General features: G+C 55.4%; 15 protein-coding genes, 2 tRNA genes and 1 pseudogene. 7 read left to right on the top strand and 11 right to left on the bottom strand.

Features of this window, described 5'->3' with window-relative positions; all coding sequences use genetic code 11:
- Positions 1-607 (bottom strand): annotated as a pseudogene (locus B142_RS13230) (IS1249 family transposase); the annotation flags it as partial.
- Positions 608-995: 388 nt separating this feature from the next.
- Between B142_RS13230 and B142_RS0106200 the strand changes: the two are divergent.
- The gene (locus B142_RS0106200; RefSeq protein WP_039733883.1) at positions 996-2,180 is read left to right on the top strand and encodes an IS1249 family transposase; all 1,185 of its coding nucleotides are present in this window, start codon (positions 996-998) and stop codon (positions 2,178-2,180) included.
- Between the two features lie 125 nt (positions 2,181-2,305).
- Here B142_RS0106200 and B142_RS0106195 read toward each other — a convergent pair.
- The 4 genes from B142_RS0106195 to gyrA form a co-directional block, all read right to left on the bottom strand.
- Positions 2,306-2,378 (bottom strand) — tRNA-Ala (locus B142_RS0106195).
- A gap of 11 nt (positions 2,379-2,389) precedes the next feature.
- Positions 2,390-2,466, bottom strand: a tRNA-Ile gene (locus tag B142_RS0106190).
- Between the two features lie 79 nt (positions 2,467-2,545).
- The gene (locus B142_RS0106185) at positions 2,546-2,896 is read right to left on the bottom strand and encodes a DUF3566 domain-containing protein (RefSeq protein ID WP_018120679.1); all 351 of its coding nucleotides are present in this window, start codon (positions 2,894-2,896) and stop codon (positions 2,546-2,548) included.
- An 8-nt stretch (positions 2,897-2,904) separates the two neighbouring features.
- Positions 2,905-5,523 (bottom strand): DNA gyrase subunit A, encoded by a 2,619-nt coding sequence (gene gyrA, locus B142_RS0106180; protein WP_018120678.1) that lies wholly within the window; start codon positions 5,521-5,523, stop codon positions 2,905-2,907.
- A gap of 386 nt (positions 5,524-5,909) precedes the next feature.
- On the opposite strand from gyrA, the gene B142_RS12090 reads away from it, so the two are divergent.
- Positions 5,910-7,178 carry an ATP-binding protein gene (locus B142_RS12090; RefSeq protein ID WP_155860946.1) on the top strand — a complete coding sequence of 423 codons (1,269 nt, stop codon included), beginning with the start codon at positions 5,910-5,912 and terminating at the stop codon, positions 7,176-7,178.
- 13 nt (positions 7,179-7,191) lie between these two features.
- Here B142_RS12090 and pdxS read toward each other — a convergent pair whose 3' ends face one another.
- The 6 genes from pdxS to dnaA form a co-directional block, all read right to left on the bottom strand.
- A complete protein-coding gene (gene pdxS / locus B142_RS0106170; RefSeq protein ID WP_018120676.1) occupies positions 7,192-8,082 on the bottom strand; it encodes a pyridoxal 5'-phosphate synthase lyase subunit PdxS in 891 nt (296 codons plus the stop codon).
- An 87-nt stretch (positions 8,083-8,169) separates the two neighbouring features.
- A complete protein-coding gene (gyrB, locus tag B142_RS0106165; RefSeq protein ID WP_018120675.1) occupies positions 8,170-10,197 on the bottom strand; it encodes a DNA topoisomerase (ATP-hydrolyzing) subunit B in 2,028 nt (675 codons plus the stop codon).
- Positions 10,198-10,377: 180 nt separating this feature from the next.
- Positions 10,378-11,076, bottom strand: a complete 699-nt coding sequence (locus B142_RS14215; RefSeq protein ID WP_049149930.1) for a DciA family protein — start codon at positions 11,074-11,076, stop codon at positions 10,378-10,380.
- A 2-nt stretch (positions 11,077-11,078) separates the two neighbouring features.
- Entirely contained in the window at positions 11,079-12,362 is a 1,284-nt protein-coding gene (recF, locus tag B142_RS0106155; protein WP_018120673.1) for a DNA replication/repair protein RecF, read from the bottom strand.
- Positions 12,362-13,549, bottom strand: coding sequence for a DNA polymerase III subunit beta (dnaN, locus tag B142_RS0106150; protein WP_018120672.1), 1,188 nt, complete (start codon positions 13,547-13,549; stop codon positions 12,362-12,364). Before dnaN ends, recF begins: the two co-directional genes overlap by 1 nt.
- 770 nt (positions 13,550-14,319) lie before the next feature.
- Complete coding sequence (gene dnaA / locus B142_RS0106145; protein ID WP_407927004.1) at positions 14,320-15,957, bottom strand: chromosomal replication initiator protein DnaA; 1,638 nt, start codon at positions 15,955-15,957, stop codon at positions 14,320-14,322.
- Positions 15,958-16,942: 985 nt separating this feature from the next.
- Between dnaA and rpmH the strand changes: the two genes are divergently transcribed.
- From rpmH to rsmG, 5 genes are read left to right on the top strand one after another with little or no spacing between them, the layout of a single operon-like run.
- Positions 16,943-17,086: a 50S ribosomal protein L34 gene (gene rpmH, locus B142_RS13225; protein WP_081604941.1), complete on the top strand. Its 144-nt coding sequence runs from the start codon at positions 16,943-16,945 to the stop codon at positions 17,084-17,086.
- Between the two features lie 3 nt (positions 17,087-17,089).
- Entirely contained in the window at positions 17,090-17,482 is a 393-nt protein-coding gene (gene rnpA, locus B142_RS12080) for a ribonuclease P protein component (protein ID WP_039733882.1), read from the top strand.
- A complete protein-coding gene (yidD, locus tag B142_RS0106135; RefSeq protein ID WP_018120669.1) occupies positions 17,479-17,793 on the top strand; it encodes a membrane protein insertion efficiency factor YidD in 315 nt (104 codons plus the stop codon). Before rnpA ends, yidD begins: the two co-directional genes overlap by 4 nt.
- Positions 17,794-17,802: 9 nt before the next feature.
- Complete coding sequence (yidC, locus tag B142_RS0106130) at positions 17,803-18,858, top strand: membrane protein insertase YidC (protein ID WP_018120668.1); 1,056 nt, start codon at positions 17,803-17,805, stop codon at positions 18,856-18,858.
- On the top strand, positions 18,858-19,460 hold the full coding sequence (gene rsmG / locus B142_RS0106125) for a 16S rRNA (guanine(527)-N(7))-methyltransferase RsmG (RefSeq protein ID WP_018120667.1): 603 nt from the start codon (positions 18,858-18,860) through the stop codon (positions 19,458-19,460). Before yidC ends, rsmG begins: the two co-directional genes overlap by 1 nt.
- The last annotated feature ends 5 nt before the right edge of the window (positions 19,461-19,465 follow it).

The following is a 19,465-nucleotide window of genomic DNA, read 5'->3' as shown; positions in this document are numbered from 1 at the left end:
TGGCGCTGTCGTAGGTTGCTGGTCGGCCGTCCTCATGGCCGCTGGTAGCTTGTGTTTCCTGGCTGGCTAAGGTTTGTGCTTTGGTGAGTGCGTTCTGGCCCCAGTTTTGCTGCCTGGCGATCTCTACAGGGTCGTCAGGCAGCTGCGTGTGTAGGTACAGCCACCAGTCGCAGGTGATGCGTTGGTGCTCGTCGCGCAGTCCGCGGTGGGCGTGCATTAATTGCTTGATCTGCGAGTTCACCCCGCCTTCCAGGCTGTTGGTTGTGCGTTCTAAACGTTGGCCTTCTTTAGCTTGGGTGAGGTAGGCAAAGAGGTGTCCTTGTTGGCTCATTTTCTTTAGTTGTAGGTAGATTCCGCGGTGAACATCGTGGGTGTAGCACCATTTTTTGTTGCCGCGTTTGGATTTCGGAATCTGCTCGAAGGGCACGTCTTTGACGTAAGTCCTGGCTTTGAGCTGGGAGCTAAATACGGTGCCGAATTGGTGTAGTTTGACTGTCCATTTAGCTGCTTTATCCAGATTGTCAGCGGCGAGCAGTTCAAAGGAAAGCCGTTGTAGTGCTTTGCCCATCGGCGAGGTGGGGTGAAGGCCTGTGGCGCGTTGGATTGAAGTGTCCTGGGTTTTGTTCCTAGGCATTTACCTTGTTTTCCATTATTTCCCGGGACCCATCTTGTTCCCACAACGCGTCTTCAACCTCGACCGGGGTTCGCTACCCCAAGCTTTGATGAAGCCTTTCCTCATTCCACCATGACACCCACTCAAACGCCGCGATTTCTACCTCGACAACATCACCCCAGCTTCTGATATGGATCAGCTTGTTCTTGTGAGGGGGCCGTTGGGTTAAACGACAAAAAGTGTGTGCCAAACCCCGCATATCTACACCCCTAGCAGCACAAACCCCGAAATAATAAGCCCCACAAGCATATTCCACACCAAAAACCAGAAAATACCCACCCCAACACACAACTGTGCTAGCACCACACTGTTGGCTAAAACCATGCCAACAAACCGACCACGATGCCCCATCTGCACAAGCACAATGAACAAAAACGGCTCCACCACAGCCGGAACCACCCGCTGGCGCTGCACAACCTGCGGAGCCTCAGAAACCAAAAAACGCCCAGACATCACCCACACCGCCACATTCACCACATTCCTGGACTACCTCACCACCACCCACACACTAAAACACCTCGCAACCAGCAAAAACACCAGCACCAGAACACTACAACGACGATTCCGCAACTACTGGCTAATCACCCCACCCAACCCAACAGCAGCACACACAGGACGAATCTACGACCAAATCTTCATCGACGGCACCTACCTCTCCGGCAACTGCCTACTAATCGCCACAAGCCTCGACCACGTACTGTCCTGGCACTGGTGCAAAACCGAAACCGCACACGCCTACCAACAACTATTCACAGGCATCTGCCCACCACTAATTGTCACCACCGACGGCGGCTCCGGAGCCAGAAAAGCAATACACAACACCTGGCCAACAGCACGCATTCAACGCTGCTTAATCCACGTGCAACGAAACCTACGCACAGCAACTACCAGACGACCAAAAACCCCTGCTGGTAAAGCCCTATACGAACTATCCAAAACCCTCACCCGCATCACCAACGGTGACCAAGCAGCACACTGGATAAGCCAGCTACAACACTTCCACACCATCTATGGGCACTGGATCGACGAAACCACCTGGACTACAGACCCACTAACCAGGAAAACCACCAAAACCTACACCCACCAGCGCATCCGAACAGCCTATAAATCACTCGAGAAACTCTATAAACACAACGTGCTGTTTACCTACCTCGACCCACCACAAACAACACTGCAACCCGAAAGACTCAAATCCACCACCAACACCCTAGAAGGCGGAATCAACGCCGAGGTCAAACGCTTAGCCAACGCCCACCGAGGACTAACGCTAGAACACCAACGCCGCATGATCGATTGGTGGCTTTATCTCAAAACACAACTGCCTGACGATCCACTCGAGATCGCCAGGCAGTGCAATTTCGGACAAGATCAACTCGCCAAAGTCACAGATCTTGTCCCAGAAGACCTCAACAAAGCCGACCAGCAAACAGGACGACCAGCCTTCTACGACCAGGGTATCGATGTTGAATACACACATTCAATCGGTATCCGGAAAGGCCAGATCTAGGGAATTGGCGACACGCCGTAAAAACACACTTTTTGGCGTTTAACCCCCATTTTTTGCTACTTAACCCGAAGACCCGGAACGCAAAACATCCCCGATCCGATAGATCGGGGATGCAGGCTATGCTGTGGAGCATAGGAGAATCGAACTCCTGACCTTCTGCTTGCAAAGCAGATGCTCTACCAATTGAGCTAATGCCCCATGTTTCCGCCTGGTGGGTCTAGCAGGAATCGAACCTGCGACCTCATCGTTATCAGCGATGCGCTCTAACCGACTGAGCTATAGACCCTGTGTGCGGAACGATTATGTACTTTAATACGTATCTTATATCCACACAAATCGCCAGGCCAGATGGTGTTTTTCGCAGTTTATTCGTCGACTTCCACGATCTGTTGCAGATCCACATGAATGCCGCCAAACAACGCCACCACAGCGTTGTAGATGATCGCGAACAGCGGAGCCAGGATCGTCGCCAAGATAGCCGTCACAGCGCCAAACAGAGCCGACAGAGACAGCACCAGGCCGTAGTCGATGAGCATGCCAGCCCCCAGGCCGTCCACGAAGCCGTTGATGTATTCCCAGACGCCGAATGCATCCATCACGAAGTACACCACCGTCACGGCAATCAGCCAGGCCACCAGACCCACCAGAGACACCGCTAAGCCCACCCGGAAGGCGGATAGCGGCGAGATTCGAGTAATCGCGATGTTTCTTCCCATAGTGCTTGTTACTCCTCTTCAGCCTTTACCTGGTCAGCCTTCGCGTCTTCAGCCTTCGACTGAGCGTCCTGGCCGTTCGCTTCCTGAACCTGAGCTTCCTGGACTTGGGCTTCTTGGACTTCGTCGATGGTCTTCTCGCCCTTGGCAACAGCCTGGGCTTCTTCCACGCCTTCACTCTCGACGTTCTTGTCGATAGCCAACAGCTCGACGTCGTCGGCAAGATTCACCAGCCGCACACCCATCGTGGCGCGCGAAGACGGACGAATCTGCCCGGCCTCAGTACGCACGACCCCACCGGCAGAGGTGATAGCGAAGATCTCGTCATCCTCATTCACGGCAATCGCGCCAATCAGTTTGCCGCGCTTCGGGGTGTACTTGAACGTCATCACGCCCATGCCACCACGGCCCTGGGTGCTGTATTCCTCAATCGCGGTGCGCTTGCCGTAACCGCCGCTGGTAGCCACCAACAGGTACTCGCCATCGTGCACCACGGACATCGCCAGCAGCTGGTCATCGCCCTTAAAGCGCATGCCCTTCACACCGGCGGTCGCACGACCCATCGGGCGCAGCTGATCATCGTTGGCGGTAAATCGGATGGACTGGCCCTGCTCGGAAGTCAGCAACAGATCATCGTCGTCACCGGCGAGGCAGGCACCAATCAGCGCATCCCCCTCATTGAGGTTGATAGCGATCAGGCCAGCCGAACGTGCCGACTCATAATCCGTCAAGTGCGACTTCTTCACCCGACCCTGCTTGGTAGCCAGCACCAGGTACGGCGCATCGGTGTAGGACTGCAGCTGGATCACCTGAGCAATGCGCTCCTCCGGCTGGAACTCCAGCAAGTTCGCCACGTGCTGGCCCCGCGCGGTACGGCCGGCCTCCGGCAGCTCGTAAGCCTTGAGGCGGTAAACGCGACCAAAGTTGGTGAAGAACAAAATCCAGTCGTGCGTCGAACACACAAAGAAGTTCTTGACGACGTCGTCCTGCTTCAACTCCGCACCACGCACGCCCTTGCCGCCGCGCTTTTGCGACTTGTAGGTATCGACCTTCGTGCGCTTGGCATAACCGGTGGCAGTGATAGTCACAACCACGTTTTCGCGGACGATCAGATCTTCATCAGAAACCTCACCGTGCGCGGCCACGATCTCCGTACGACGCTCGTCGCCATGCTTGTCGACGATTTCCTTCAGCTCAGTCGCGACGATCTCACGCTGCCGCTCCTCGCGATCCAGGATGTCTTTTAGGTCATCGATAACAGTCTGGATTTCTTCCAATTCGTCGATGATCTTCTGGCGTTCCAAGGCAGCCAGGCGGCGCAGCTGCATCGCCAGAATGGCCTCGGCTTGCTCGTCGTCGACGCCCAGCAGATCCTTCAAGCCCTCACGAGAGGCTTCTACCGAACGGCTGCGGCGGATCAACGCAATGACCTCATCGAGCATGTTCAGGGCTTTGACCAGGCCACGCAAAATGTGCGCACGTTTTTCGGCTTCCGCCAGGCGGTATTGCGTACGCCGAACAATAACCTCAATCTGGTGGGTGACGTAGTAGCGCAGCATCTGATCCAGACGCAGCGTGCGCGGTACACCGTCGACGATCGAGAGCATGTTGGCGCCAAACGAGGTCTGCAGCTGCGAGTGCTTGTACAGGTTGTTCAGCACCACGCGTGCGACGGCATCACGCTTCAGAGTGACCACGATGCGCATGCCGACGCGGTCAGAAGACTCATCGTCAATATTCGAAATTCCGGCGAGCTTGCCGTTGGCGACCTGCTCGGCGATATTAGCCACCATGGTGTCCGGGTTGACCTGGTACGGCAACTCCGTGATGACGATGGTCTGGCGGCTACCGTTTTCTTCAATGCTGGAGACACCGCGCATACGGATGGAACCACGGCCGGTGGTATAGGCATCCTTGATGCCGCTGGTGCCCACGATCGTGCCGCCGGTCGGGAAATCCGGCCCGGAGACGCGTTCCATGCAGGCTTCCAGGGTTTCTTCCTCGCCGGCATCCGGGTTATCCAGCAACCAATAAATCGCTTCCGCCAACTCGTTAAGGTTGTGCGGCGGAATATTGGTGGCCATACCGACGGCGATACCGCCGGAACCGTTCATCAGCAGGTTCGGCACACGCGCCGGCAGCACCGTCGGCTCGGTGGTTTTACCGTCGTAATTCGGCTGATAATCGACGGTATTTTCCCGAATATCCCGGGTCATTTCCATCGCCAGCGGCATCAGTTTCGATTCGGTATAACGCATCGCCGCCGGGCCGTCATTACCCGGCGAACCGAAGTTACCTTGGCCGTCGACAAGCGGGTAACGCATCGACCACGGCTGGGCCATGCGCACCAACGTGTCGTAAATAGCGCTGTCACCGTGCGGGTGGTAGTCACCCATGGTGTCCGAGACTGGCTTCGAGGATTTCACGTAACTGCGCTCTGGCCGGTAGCCGTTGTCGTACATCGCGTACAGCACGCGCCGGTGCACGGGTTTCAGCCCGTCACGCACGTCTGGCAACGCACGGCCCACGATCACGGACATGGCGTAGTCGATATAACTCGACTCCATCTCCGCGGAGATATCTATCGGCTCAATGCGATCTAACAAACCGCCTTGGTTATCGTCACTCATAACCTCCCAGTCTAGCGCCTATTAGATGCTTGACGACGGTGCGCAACCCCTCTGCGGGCCCGGTGCGGGGATGACTGCGGTGCGGCTGTGGGTGAGACCCTGGACCCAGCTTTGACTGTCACTGTGACAATTAACCGCGAGACTTGTAATTCAAACTGCGAAACTTTCACACTCTGACAGTCTAAGTGGCAATTTTGTACCACTCTGCGATAAATTTTCACAGTCTGCGGTGGAAATTGAGAGTGATAGTTGGAAAAAGTGTTAGTCTAAAAGTCAGAATCTCCATTATCACGCCACCGTTTATCGAAACCACTGTTGTCACCCTGCATGGCAAAAACCTCGTTCTAGCGCGTGTACATGGCCTCAATATCCTGGATCGCCCAGCTATGTATCAAGGCAAAGCCTATTTGCGTCAAGCAGATGGTGAATACGAAATTCCGGCTTCAGAGTTACGCATGATCGAGGTTGCGAAGCTGCATGCCGAGCAAGAAGAAGTCTATGACCGCCGGCCTGTTCCAGGTACCACGGTGGAAGATCTTGACGACGACCTACACCAGCAATTTTTACGCACCGCCCGGGCGAGTATCGCTCGATTACGCGAGACTCCAGAAGCCACGCTTCTGCGCAATCTCGTGGTCACCAACGGTGAAGTGTTATCAATCGCCGGTTTCTATGCGCTTGGACATTTCCCGCAAGGCCCGTTGCCATCATTAGCGATTACCGTCGCGGTTCGGTTGCCCGAAACCGAACGCCCACGACGCACCCGTAACCTAGCCACCTTCTACGGGCCTGTTCCAGCACTGCTGAACCAAACCATGGACTGGGTCGAAGCCAATATTCCACAAACACAGACCTATCAGGAATCCGGACACATGCGTAACGTCGCTGTTGTACCCCTGGCTGCCATCCGGGAAGCAGTCGCGAACGCCCTTATCCACCGTGACCTCGGACCGAATACAGTCGAAGCTGGCAAAGCCATTGACGTGCGTATTACCCCGGATCGCTTAATTATCACCAGCCCGGGCGGGTTGAAAAACCTGACAGTTGCGCAATTACACAGCGCAGATTTCCGGCGCATCGAGGTCAATCAACATCTCTATCGCCTAGCTAAAATACTCACCGATGCTGACGGAAATCGCATCATTGAAGGTGAAGGTCGCGGAGTGACCGCGATGTTCGAGCTCTGCGAAGCAGCTGGTTTACCGCGTCCCAGGATTATCAACACCGGAGTCAAAGTCACCGTCATCTTCTTCTTCCCGCAGGAAGACCACACTCCGTCCATTGCCCAGGGAAAACCGGAGCAGTCTAGCCTGCAACACAATAATGATGCACCGCTAGGCAACGAATCCCCGTTGCCTGACATTGAACCCGGCGTTGAATACTTACGAAGCCTCGGGAAAAACGTCCCGAAAATTGTGGCTGCCGCGCAGAAACTTGCCGCAGAATCGACACCACTAACACCGCCCGGGCACAGTGCTGGGGTCAGTACCGGTTATAGTGCCGAATTCAGTTTCAACCAATTAGTAGCAGAATCCGGGCTGAGTAATTCCCAAGTTCGCTATGGGCTGAGCCCACTCCTCGAACGCAATATTATTGTGCGCAAGGGTGGGCAAGGTAAGAAAGCAACCACGTACCAACTCGGCAAGCGTGGCTAACTCCTAGCAAGGTTTACCAGCCGCGTTCTGCCAAGCGGTGAGAAACTGGCAGTTCGTCGACATTGATGCCGACCATAGCTTCACCCAAGCCACGCGAAACCTCAGCGATGACCTTAGGATCGTCGTAGTTTTGTACCGCGCGCACGATGGCCTTCGCACGAGCTTCTGGGTTACCCGACTTAAAGATGCCGGAGCCGACGAACACGCCATCGGCGCCGAGCTGCATCATCATCGCAGCATCAGCTGGGGTGGACACGCCACCGGCAACCAGCAAGCCAACTGGCAAGTTTCCGGTCTCAGCAACCTCAACCACCAGCTCGTATGGTGCCTGCAGTTCCTTCGCAGCCACGAACAACTCGTCCTTCGACATCGACGACAAGCGGTTGATCTCTGCGCGGATGCTGCGGATGTGGGTCACGGCGTTGGAAACATCACCAGTGCCGGCCTCGCCCTTCGAACGCACCATCGCGGCGCCTTCGTTGATGCGGCGCAGTGCCTCACCCAAGTTGGTAGCACCGCAGACGAATGGCACGTCGAAAGCGAATTTATCGATGTGGTGGGCGTAGTCAGCCGGGGTCAAGACCTCGGACTCATCAACGTAATCGATACCCAACGACTGCAGTACCTGCGCCTCAACGAAGTGGCCAATGCGGGCCTTGGCCATAACTGGGATGTCGACGGCTTCGATGATCTCGGTGATCATGTCTGGATCCGACATCCGGGCCACACCGCCCTGGGCGCGAATATCAGCAGGCACGCGCTCCAGAGCCATCACAGCGGAAGCACCAGCAGCTTCTGCGATGCGCGCTTGTTCTGGGGTAACGACGTCCATGATGACGCCGCCGAAGAATTGCTCAGACAAACCGCGCTTCACGCGGGCTGCAGAACCGTTGGCATTACTCACAACGAGTTTTCCTTTCGATATCACTGATATGAGCTATGACGCACATAATATTGGCCGCGTCCAATCCTAGCCGTCTGCGTCGAGCGATTAGACGTCGAGGAAGCGAACATCCTTCGCACGGCGCGTGATAAAGCTACGACGTGCAGAAACGTCGTCGCCCATAAGAATAGAAAACAGCTCATCGGCTTTTTGCGCATCTTCCAAGTCCACGCGGCGCAGGATACGGGTTGTCGGATCAAGCGTGGTTTCCCACAACTCTTTCGCGTTCATCTCACCCAGACCCTTGTAGCGCTGGATACCATCGTCCATGTTGATCTTGCGTTTTTGCTCAAAGCCTTCTTTCAGCTGCGCGTCACGTTCACGGTCGCTGAAGGCATAGCCCGGCTCGCCCTTCGACCATTTCAGCTTGTACAACGGCGGATTCGCCAGGTACACGTGGCCGTTTTCGACAAGCTCCGGCATGAAGCGGAACAACAGTGTCAACAGCAACGTGGCGATGTGTTGCCCGTCGACGTCCGCGTCGGCCATCAACACGATCTTGTTGTAACGCAGCTTCGAAATATCGAATTCTTCGTGGATGCCGGTACCCAACGCGGTGATGATCGCCTGCACCTCGTTGTTTTTCAGCACCTTATCCATGCGGGACTTTTCGACGTTCAAGATCTTTCCGCGCAACGGCAAAATCGCCTGGAACAGCGACTCACGGCCGGCCTTCGCGGAACCACCCGCGGAGTCACCCTCCACGATGAACAGCTCGGAAACCTTCGGGTCCTTCGAACGGCAATCCGCCAACTTGCCCGGCAAACCACCCAAGTCGGTAGCAGATTTCCGACGCACGAGCTCACGCGCGCGACGAGCCGCCACGCGCGCCTGCGCAGAAGCCACGGCCTTGTTCATAATCGCCTTGGCCTCTGCCGGGTTGGCATCAAACCAATCCGCCAAGTGCTCATTGACGGAACGCTGCACGAAAGAACGAATCTCCGTATTACCCAGCTTCGTCTTCGTCTGGCCCTCGAACTGTGGATCGCCGACCTTCGCGGAAATAATCGCCGACAAGCCCTCACGGCAATCATCGCCAGTAAGCTTGCCGTCTTTTTCCTTCATCAACTTATGCGTTTTCGCATAGTTGTTCATCTGTGTGGTCAGCGCAGCGCGGAAGCCTTCTTCGTGCGTACCTCCCTCGTGCGTATTTATCGTGTTGGCGAAAGTATGCACGGATTGGTTATAACCACTGTTCCACTGCAGCGCGATTTCCACCTCGTGGTCCTCGCCCTTGGCTTCGAAACTGATGATCGTCGGGTGAATCGAGCTCTTCGTCCGATTCAGGTATTCAACGTAATCGACCAGGCCGTTCGGGTAGCAGAATTCCACCTTCTTGACGGCTTCTTGATCGCTAATCGCGGCCTTATCTTCCGGGTCCGGATCATCGAAAGAGCTAGCAGTCTCGCCTTCTTCCGCGAGTGCCTCCAACTTGAGATCCTCCGCCGTCACGCGCTCGTCGACAAGCGTGATGGACAAGCCCTTGTTCAAGAAAGCCATTTCCTGCAGGCGACGCTTGATGGTGTCGAAATCGAAATTGACGGTCTCGAAAATCTCCGGATCCGGCCAAAAACGCACCGTCGTACCAGTGCCGCGGGCATTTCCGCCCTCAACGAGTTCTTCCGGCACCGCGCGCTCAAAGTTCTGATACCAGTGCTTGCCATCGCGCTTAATCGCGGCTTCCACGCGCGTCGACAAAGCATTGACGACGGAAATACCCACACCGTGCAGACCACCCGAGACCGCATAAGAATCGGAATCAAACTTACCGCCGGCGTGCAGCTGCGTCATCACAACCTGCACCGTGGGCGCGCCCGAGGCATGCATCGAGACCGGAATACCACGGCCATCGTCAGTAACCTGCACGCCGCCGTCGGCAAGCAAGCGGACCTCCACCTTGGAGGCATAACCCGCCATGGCCTCGTCGACCGAGTTATCAACAACCTCCCAAATCAGGTGGTGCAGGCCGCGCACGCCGGTAGAACCGATATACATACCGGGGCGCTTACGGACCGCTTCCAGGCCCTCCAGGATGGTAATTGATGAAGCGTCATAATTCGGTTGCGCGTTAGCCACGTGAAACTAGCACTCCTTAAAGAGGAAATCTTCGACATTCCAATCTTACACCCAGACACCCCGCCCGGGTGGAGCTAAGCCGCAGGCACACCCTGCCATAAACCGGGAGTAAGCCGGTAGTAAGCCAGTACCGCCGCTGCAACTGATCAGCGGTGTAACCGTAAGTTTTAGCCGTAAGTTTTAACCATAAGTATCGCGCGGTCCGCGGCCTTTCACGTGCAGCTTGCCCTTGCGCCAATTCGGAGCCTGCGGGCCGAAAATCTTCAGCTCCGTGATCACGTCTGGGCCAGCTTTCTCGCGGATCGAACGCAGAATCTCCCGCTGCATATACCGCAGGTTCGTCGCCCATGCGGTGGAATCACAGGTGATGAACAACGCCGTATCTTTCACCATCTCTACCTTGGTGTGCTGCGCGATCTTCTCGCCCACCAGCTGCTCCCAGTGCCCAGTCACCCACCCAGAGGCCAGGTTTTTCTCCCAACCGCGGGAGGTGATCTCCTTGTTCAGCACCGCGCCAGCCGACGGCAGGTTGAGTTGCCTGCGCGGACGCCTGCCATCGGGGCCGGACTGCCGGTATTTTCCCCAGTTCAATGTGCCGGGGGCGTGAGAAGTGCCGGGAGTATTAGTGCTGGGGCCGAATGGCGCAGTGGCTGCCGACAGACGTGAATTCCGAGCCCGGTGAGCTCGCGCTTGCCGACGACTACGCAAAAAACTTTGCGCCTCGGTCTGCGAGGTACCCAGTGGTGGCGCGGATCCGCGTTGTGCCGCGGCCTCGCGGAGTGCGGCGAAGGTGGCGTCGACAAGATCGCGCGGCTGAGAATCGGGCTGGTTTTTCTGGCTTTGCTGGTTTGGGGCTGGGCTCTCTTCCGGGATGCTCATCGTCATGCCCCACCAGCAGCATCGATGAACGACACTCGGGAATACTCACCGGATTCGGTGGTGGAATCGTGGACGCCGATGTGCACCACGGAATTGGGCTCCAACTCGTCGGGAATGTCTTCTTCTACCGCCGCGGTGATCAACACCTGCTCGACTGAACTCGCAAGCTGCACCAGGTGCCGACGGCGCTTCACATCGAGTTCAGCAAAGACATCATCCAAGATCAGAATCGGATCAGTGCCGGATTGCCGCAGAATCTCAAACTCCGCCCAGCGCAACGCGATGGCATAAGACCAGGTCTCGCCATGCGAAGCAAAACCCTTTGCCGGGCTGGCCCCCAGCAGTGCCTCCATATCATCGCGATGCGGGCCGACGAGGCTAACGCCGCGTTCAATCTCCTTCTCGCGCACGTGCCCTAATGCCCCCAGCATTGCGGCTTCCACGAGTTCCACCTGCACGCGGCCCTGGTCATCGCGGTAATACGCGTCGGTGATGCGGCGGGGTGGCGTCGCTGCTGAGGTTCCAGAATCTGCGGAACTGCCGGAATAATTGGCCTCAGCCACGGTATCCAGCGTGGAGATATAGGCGACGTCCGCCGGGCGGGATTCCGGAGCAATAGCTGCATAGGCCGTGCGTACCTGCGTTTTCAGCTCGTCGACCAGCTCAATACGGGCAGCAATCAGCTGCGCGCCCACACCAGCCAAGCGATTATCCCAAGCATCAAGGGTGGACAACGCAGCAGCGGAATCGTCGTCACGATAGCCCCGCCGTAATGCAGCACTGGCGGATTTCAACAAGGCGTTGCGCTGGCGTAAGACTTTGTCATAATCGGCTTTCACGCCCGCGATCCGCGGGGTGCGGCTAGCGAGGATGCTGTCGAGATAACGACGCCGCTCCCCCGGTTCGCCGCGCAACAAAGCCAGGTCTTCCGGTGAAAACAGCACGGTTTTTGCCACGCCAAGCAGTTCGCGAGGCGATTTCAACCGAGTGCGGTTGATTTGCGCGCTATTACTTCCGCTGGCTTTAACCAGCAAATGCGCTGTGAGCTCACGGCCCTGGTTGATGATACTCGCCGAAATCCGGGCATTATCCTGGCCGATACGGATCAGCGGTGCATCGGTGGCCACCCGGTGAGATCCCAGGTGCGCAAGATAGCCGACGGCTTCGACGATATTGGTTTTGCCATACCCGTTCCGGCCGACGAAAACGCTGATGCCCGGCGCAAACCGCAGGGAGAATTCCGGCCAGGAGCGGAAATCACGAAGCTGCAGGTTCTGGAGATACATTACCCAGGCAAACGAACCGGCATCAGCAGGTAAGTGAACTCAGACTCTGGGCTTGGGAACTGCCCGTCCTCGTTAGCCTCCGGCATCTGCTCTGGCTGCGGCAACAAGATCGCCGGACGCGACGATTCCGTGAACCCGAAAAAGACTTTTTCGGTGCGCACGACGGACAAGCCGTCTTTCAGATAACCCGGGTTGAACGCGATGATGAGTTCGTCGCGGCCGGAGAACTCGCAGGGCACGGCTTCTTCCGCGTGGCCGGATTCTGCACCGCCGGCGGACAAAATCACTTGGTCTTCAGAAAATTCCATGCGCACCTGAGCATTGCGTTCGGTCAGCAACGACACACGGCGAATGGCTTCTTGCAGTGGTGCGATATCAACACTAGCGACACAGCTGTGGGTTTTTGGCAACAGCGGTTCGATATTCGGGAATTCTGCATCCAACATGCGCGTGGTGGTCTCGCGGTTGTGCGAGTGCAAACCAAACAGGCCTTCGGCACCGACGTTGTCGCCAGCACCCACCGCGATCTGTACCGGCTGGTCCAGGCTGGTATCCAAACTCCGCGCATTTTCCTGCAGTGTCTTTGCTGGCACCAACAGTTTTGCCGAGACGTTCTCGCTAGCTGGATCCCAAGTCAACTGACGGATTGCCAAGCGGAAGCGGTCGGTGGCGGCAAGCTTGATATTCGAGCCATTAATTGCGAAATTTACGCCAGTGAGCATCGGCAAAGTGTCATCACGACCAGCGGCGGAAGCAACCTGCGTGACGGCGTCGGTAAACAGCGCGGGGTTCAAACTACCGGTTACCTGTGGCAACTCCGGCAACTGTGGGTAATCATCGAGCGGGATCAGCGGTAGTTCAAAGCGGGAAGAACCACAGCGCACTAAAGCGGTGGAATTGTCCACCTTTAGTTCAACCGGCTTATTAGCCAAGCTGGCCACGATATCTGCCAGCAATTTACCTGCCACCGCGATGGTGCCTTCGATTTCTACCTCTGCTGGAAGCTTGATCTTGGTCGATACTTCGTAATCAAAACCTGATAATTCCAAGCCGGATTCGTCGGCAGTAATCAGCATCGCGCGCAGGACAGGTTGGGTTGCCTTCGACGGCAGGTTTTTTGCTACCCAAGCGACAGCGTCTGCCAAGTCTTCTTTGGCAACACGGAACGATACTGCGGAGGAATCCATGGTGGTATCAAGCTCTCTTTACCGGTTGTCTTCGTACGACCCCAAGCTTAAAGCTGGGAATTGGTGTAGTTCACCCACGTCTCTACCAAACTACCCGAATATGGCAGCTAGCTAGTGATCGTAGCCCATGAATTTCGTGACCACCCAAACGAGTGTGTTTGAGCGAGGGAAGCTAGTCGACCCAAGAAATTCTTGTTATTTAGCGTTGCCTAATATCGGCGGGTGAATCACACGACTGTTACTTAGGGTCTACTAAATCAGTGGGTGGAATTACAGTGCTGTCATTTACGATCTCTGCTCAATGTCATTTGCCTGAGTTTTGGGGTGAGGTTTGGGTGGGAAACTAAAAATCCTCGTTCTTCCACACCCTCCTTTTCTTAATAGAAATCCAAGTTAAAAAGATAGTAATAGCAATAAGCTTTGTGAGATCTGTGAATAACAGGGAATCTAGTCTGCTCAGCGCTATTTTTTGGAGTGTGTGAATGGGTGTGCAGAATCTGTGGATAAATCGGTGTAATTGTGGATAACTCTCATGTAATTCCGGTTCTCCACAAGTTCATTGTATTTGTCCACAAGTCTTCCACTGCAACATTCACACTGGTCAGATTTTGTGCACACCTTGTTTTTGTGTAGCAGGTTACAAAAACACAGTGAATTACAACAGTGTAATTACACAGATGTGGAGAAACTTGTGGATAAAGAAAACCAGACACTCGAACTCGTTACTAACGTGTCAGTGCCTGGTTACTGGTGTGGTAGTTGCGGCTGGTTTAGGACACTCGGCCGCGGGTCTTAATGATCTGCGTCAGCTGTTGGATTTCGTCGTAAGTATTACGGTTTTCCGTCATTTCCTTGCGGATTTTCCGGTCGGCATACATCACCGTCGTGTGGTCCTTGCCGCCAAATGCTTCGCCGATTTTGGGCAGCGAGTTATCGGTAAGTTCACGGCACAGATACATCGCCAACTGCCGGGCATGAGCAACCGCACGAGTCTTGCCCGCACCCGTCAATGCCTTGAACTCAATATGGAAATACTCTGCAGTGACCTCCATGATCGTGGACATGGTGATCTCCAAGCTGGCCGAATCCGGCAGGATATCGTGCAGCGCGATCTCCGCCAGCTCCATGTTGATCGGCTCATTAATCAACGACGAATATGCCGAGACGCGGATGAGCGCGCCCTCTAACTCGCGAATCGAGGACTCAAACTGCGAGGCAATGAATTCCAAGACCTGCCTGTCGACGCGCGTGCCATCTGCTGAGGCTTTTTTCATCAAAATCGCGATACGTGTTTCCAGGTCCGGTGGCTGCACGTCGGTGATCAGCCCACCTTCGAAACGCGTGCGCAAGCGATCTTCCAGCGTCGTCAATTGTTTCGGTGGTCGGTCGGAAGACAGGATGATCTGTTTATTCGCCTGGTGCAACGCATTGAAGGTATGGAAAAACTCCTCCTGGGTGGATTCTTTACCCTCCAAAAACTGGATGTCGTCGACCATCAATACATCCAAGTTTCGGTAACGGCGCTTGAACGATTCCTGGCGGTCATCGCGCAAAGAATTGATGTAGTCGTTGGTGAATTCCTCCGAAGACACATACTTCACCCGGAGATCGGACCGCAGTTCCTGCGAATAATTACCGGCAGCGTGTAACAAGTGTGTCTTGCCCAGACCGGAACCGCCCCAAATAAACAACGGGTTATAAGCGCGCGCTGGATTTTCTGCCACCGCGACGGCCGCACCATGGGCGAAGCGGTTCGAAGAACCAATCACAAAATTTTCGAATGTGTATTTGGGATTGAGGGATTCTTCCCGGTTCGGATCATGTGCTGGAGTCTCTCGGTGCAATCGTCGAGAAGCATCGGCTTCGGAAGTTTCCCCGGCGCCGACCTGTTGTGCTTGCTGTTGCTTATATGCCTCGGCAAGTTCGTCGAGACTTGCCGAACCCGGAGTTGCAGCCGCATCACGTGCTGAATTGTTTCGTGTTGCATCGCTAGCCGGGTAGCTAAACCCGAATCCCATTTGTGAGTCCTGCTGATCCCAGGCGGGACGAGAACCGCGGCGAGAATGTGGAGACGGTGGCGTTTCCGGTTGCTGGTCAGGCTGAGTGGAACCAGATTGTGGGGAACCAGACTGCGCAGATCCGTGCTGGGTGCGCTCAGATTGGGCAGGCGAATCGCCGCGTGGATCATACCGAGAGGTGTATCGCGGATCGTAGTTACGGCTGGCCTGCGCCGGAGAATGCGACGTCTGCCAGTCGTCGTCCTGAGGGGCAGCAATAGATACCGCCAAGGAGCACGACTTTCCTAAATAATGGTTAAGGATGCGCACGATGTGTGGGCCGAGATCATTTTCGATCGTGGCTTTGACGCTCTCGTTCGGGACTGTCAACAGCGCATAGTTGTTGACCATAGTGATCGGACGAGCCCGCTGTAGATGAGCGCGTTGTTGATGGCTAAACGATGGCACGTCAGAATCTGGTTGGTCAGAAATAAACAGGAGGTCATCAACCATCTTCTGCCAATTTTCTGCCAGCATGGACGCGTCGTCTGCCACAGTGCCTCGATTCTGTATGGGTCGTGTGCTTTTCGTGTTCAGGCTGCTTGCCTGGTTTCTCGCCTGGGTTTTCGTGCTGAGTTTGTACTGAGATTCGTGCTGCAGAATTCCCCAGGGGCATTCCACAGGCTCACCGTAGCCAGAAATACAGCTTGACCAGTATTTCACAGAGTTATCCACAATTGTGGATAGACTCACGGCGAGAATTATTCACAAGCTTTCACATGGTTGTGAATAACTCTTGTTCTGAAGTTTTTAGATTCTACCTGCGGGTTTGTCTTAAATCTCAAGTTTCTGTTGAGAGTTATCCACAACCCGGTGGGATATTTCCCTGTGAGTAGAAGCGACTTCCTATTACTACCCGCTTGTGTGGAAAACTGTCTAGCACGCTATTTTTCTTCGACAAGCAGCCTGAATTACACTGATGCTGTTTTCTGGCGCTGGCCCGATTTCGCTGTGGAAAACTCCCAGCACTGCCCAAGGTTGCGGTTCACACAGGGGTTTCGCGGAACCTTAATTACAGCCTTGTGGTTTCGGGGGCACCCTCCGCTGTGCTCTGTCCGCACGCGCCCGTGTGCTTGTTGTCCTGTGTAAATTGACCAACGTGCTGCGGCGTGTTGATTTGTTTTTCCAGTTCGCTGTGACGTAATCTGGCTAAGTATTTTCACAGCCTGGGTTCCAGAACCTATTCCAGAATCCTGGACTGTGTGCTTGAGAACCGAATGACACCCACGCGCCGCAGCGCTTATCCCAAAGCCGCTGGCGAGGCGTCAAGGTTCTTGAACTTGTATTTGACGTGCCAAAAAGGCAGCGTCGTACCGTTTAGTGAAGGAGATCTACCGTGGCAAAGGGTAAACGTACATACCAACCAAACAACCGTCGTCGTGCACGCGTACACGGCTTCCGTACCCGTATGCGTACGCGTGCTGGTCGCGCCATCGTGGCAGCTCGTCGCAAAAAGGGTCGTTCTAAGCTGACCGCTTAAGTCATGCTTCCCCGCCAGCATAAGCTGACTTCGCCGCAACAATTTCGGCGAACCACTAAAAAGGGGCGGCGGGCAGGATCACGTAGCGTGATAGCGCATTGCTATCAACACCAGGGATCAGAGACACTCGTTGTTTCTGGTCCCCGTTTTGGTCTTATCGTCTCGAAAAGCGTCGGTAATGCCGTCGTCCGCCACCGCACCGCCCGCCAATTGCGGCATATTTGTCGGGAGTTGTGTGCAGAACTCGATCCCAGCGTCGACGTCGTGCTGCGTGCCTTGCCCGCGCTTGTCGACGCCGAGCCGGAGCAGCTGCGTAAAGACGTGCGCAGTGCGGTTTTCCGTGCGCTACACAAGCTCGAGAAAAGATCCAAACGATCGGAAACGGCCCCACGGTGACGTATTACAACACTGATGGGCAAGCGATCCCGGATGCGCGCGGCCCCGCCCGCTGGTGCGTGGCGGCCGTGCGTTTTTATCAGAAGAAACTTTCCTCACAAAAACCAGTGTCGTCGTGCCGTTTTGAGCCCACGTGCAGCGCTTATGCCCTGGAAGTTTTCGCGCGTCATGGGGTTTTCAAAGGGCTTGTTTATGCTATCGTGAGAATTTCTAAATGCGGCCCTTGGCACCCAGGCGGCTACGATCCTGCAAGTCCGTCTGCACACCCGGCGGAAGCGCCGTCAGATTACGTTCAGACCAAGTCAGAATAAGGATTATTTGTGCTTAATTTCATTTATTATCCGATTTCGTGGATCCTCGGCTTTTGGCGTGACGTCTTAAGCCTGGTGATGGATCCGCACTCCGGATATACCTGGGTCTTGTCCATCATCTTGCTGACCATGACCATCAAGGCATTATTGGTCAAGCCAATGATTACGCAGTTGCGCTCTTCCCGGAAGATGCAAGAGCTGCAGCCGAAGATGAAAGAGATCCGGGATAAGTACAAAAACGATAAAACCAGGCAGAGCCAAGAGCTGCAGAAGTTTTATAAAGAATCCGGGATGAACCCCCTGGCTGGGTGCCTACCGATGTTGGCACAGATTCCAGTCTTCATTGGTCTGTTCCACGTGCTGCGCATGTTCAACCGCACCGAGGAGCGCTTCGGTTCACCAGGACTTACGGTCGAAGAAAACCGCAACATCCCGAACTACTCCTTCTCTGTGGAAGATGTCCAGTCATTCTTGGATGCGGACGTTTTCGGTGTTCCGCTTTCGGCATTTATCTCGATGTCCGAAGATGCCATGCAGACCTTCGGCGCTGACTTCACGCGTTTCAACATCATCGTGGTTGCCGTCCCGCTGGTGCTGACCATCGCGACGCTGACGCACCTGAACGCCCGGTTTACCGTCGGACGTCAGGAGGCTCGTCGTGCTGCGGGCAAGACCCCGCAGCCAACCGGCGACAACGCCGAGATGATGCAGATGCAGATGGGCATGATGAACAAGATGATGCTCTGGGTCATGCCAGCCATCACCTTGGCCACCGGCTTTATCTGGACCATTGGTCTGTTGTTCTACATGCTGACCAACACCATCTGGACATTCGTTCAGACTCGCATTATTTACGGCAAGATGGACCGGGAAGAAGAAGCCGAGGAAGAGGCAAAGCGGGAAGCCAAGCGCTCATCCGCACCGGCACCAGCAGCTCGGAAGCTGAACAAGCAAACCAAGAAGCAGCGCAAGAATCAGGCGCAAAACCAATCCCAGAACCCAGGCCAGAACAATTCTCAAAGCCAGGCCCAGAGCAAGCAACACAACAAGGGCAAGAAGAAGTAATGCTCGCTCGCATTTTTGGAGATCGGCAGGATCTCGCAGTTGCGTATCACGAATCCCTCGCCACCGACGCCACTACTCGTGGGTTTATTGGGCCGCGTGAGAAACCACGTTTGTGGGACCGACACATCTACAACTGTGCGGTGATCGGCGAAGCCATCCCAGAAGGCGCCCGCGTCATCGATATTGGATCCGGTGCAGGCCTGCCGGGCATCCCGCTGGCAATCGCACGACCAGACCTTCAGGTGACACTGCTGGAACCATTGCTGAAGCGGTCCAACTACCTTGCCGAGATCACCGAGAAACTCGGACTCGACAATGTCACCGTGATTCGCGACCGTGCCGAAAATCTCGGCAAAGATGCGAAATTTGATGTGGTGACTTCCCGCGCGGTGGCCCCACTAGCAAAGCTGGCGCGCTGGTCACTGCCGCTGTGTAAACCCGGCGGAATGATGCTGGCGATGAAGGGGGCGTCGGCAAGCGAAGAAATCGAGCGGGATAAATCCGCGATCAAGCGCGCACAAGGCGAACGCGCCGAAATCATCACTGTGGGTGCTGAGCTGGAAGAATCCACCACCCTGATACGTGTTCACCGCGTAAAGTAAGCTCA

This window comes from Corynebacterium propinquum DSM 44285, from assembly GCF_000375525.1.
Taxonomy (GTDB): Bacteria; Actinomycetota; Actinomycetes; order Mycobacteriales; family Mycobacteriaceae; genus Corynebacterium; species Corynebacterium propinquum.
Note: the sequence above shows the minus strand (reverse complement) of the source record. Positions and strands in the feature narration are given on the sequence as shown.

Coding starts and splice junctions, on each gene's coding strand:
- B142_RS12090 (WP_155860946.1), top strand. CDS start 5,910: ATGTATCAAGGCAAAGCCTATTTGCGTCAAGCAGATGGTGAATACGAA.
- rnpA (WP_039733882.1), top strand. CDS start 17,090: ATGCTTCCCCGCCAGCATAAGCTGACTTCGCCGCAACAATTTCGGCGA.
- dnaA (WP_407927004.1), bottom strand. CDS start 15,957: ATGGTCAACAACTATGCGCTGTTGACAGTCCCGAACGAGAGCGTCAAA.
- B142_RS0106200 (WP_039733883.1), top strand. CDS start 996: ATGCCAACAAACCGACCACGATGCCCCATCTGCACAAGCACAATGAAC.
- dnaN (WP_018120672.1), bottom strand. CDS start 13,549: ATGGATTCCTCCGCAGTATCGTTCCGTGTTGCCAAAGAAGACTTGGCA.
- gyrA (WP_018120678.1), bottom strand. CDS start 5,523: ATGAGTGACGATAACCAAGGCGGTTTGTTAGATCGCATTGAGCCGATA.
- B142_RS14215 (WP_049149930.1), bottom strand. CDS start 11,076: ATGAGCATCCCGGAAGAGAGCCCAGCCCCAAACCAGCAAAGCCAGAAA.
- B142_RS0106185 (WP_018120679.1), bottom strand. CDS start 2,896: ATGGGAAGAAACATCGCGATTACTCGAATCTCGCCGCTATCCGCCTTC.
- rsmG (WP_018120667.1), top strand. CDS start 18,858: ATGCTCGCTCGCATTTTTGGAGATCGGCAGGATCTCGCAGTTGCGTAT.
- recF (WP_018120673.1), bottom strand. CDS start 12,362: ATGTATCTCCAGAACCTGCAGCTTCGTGATTTCCGCTCCTGGCCGGAA.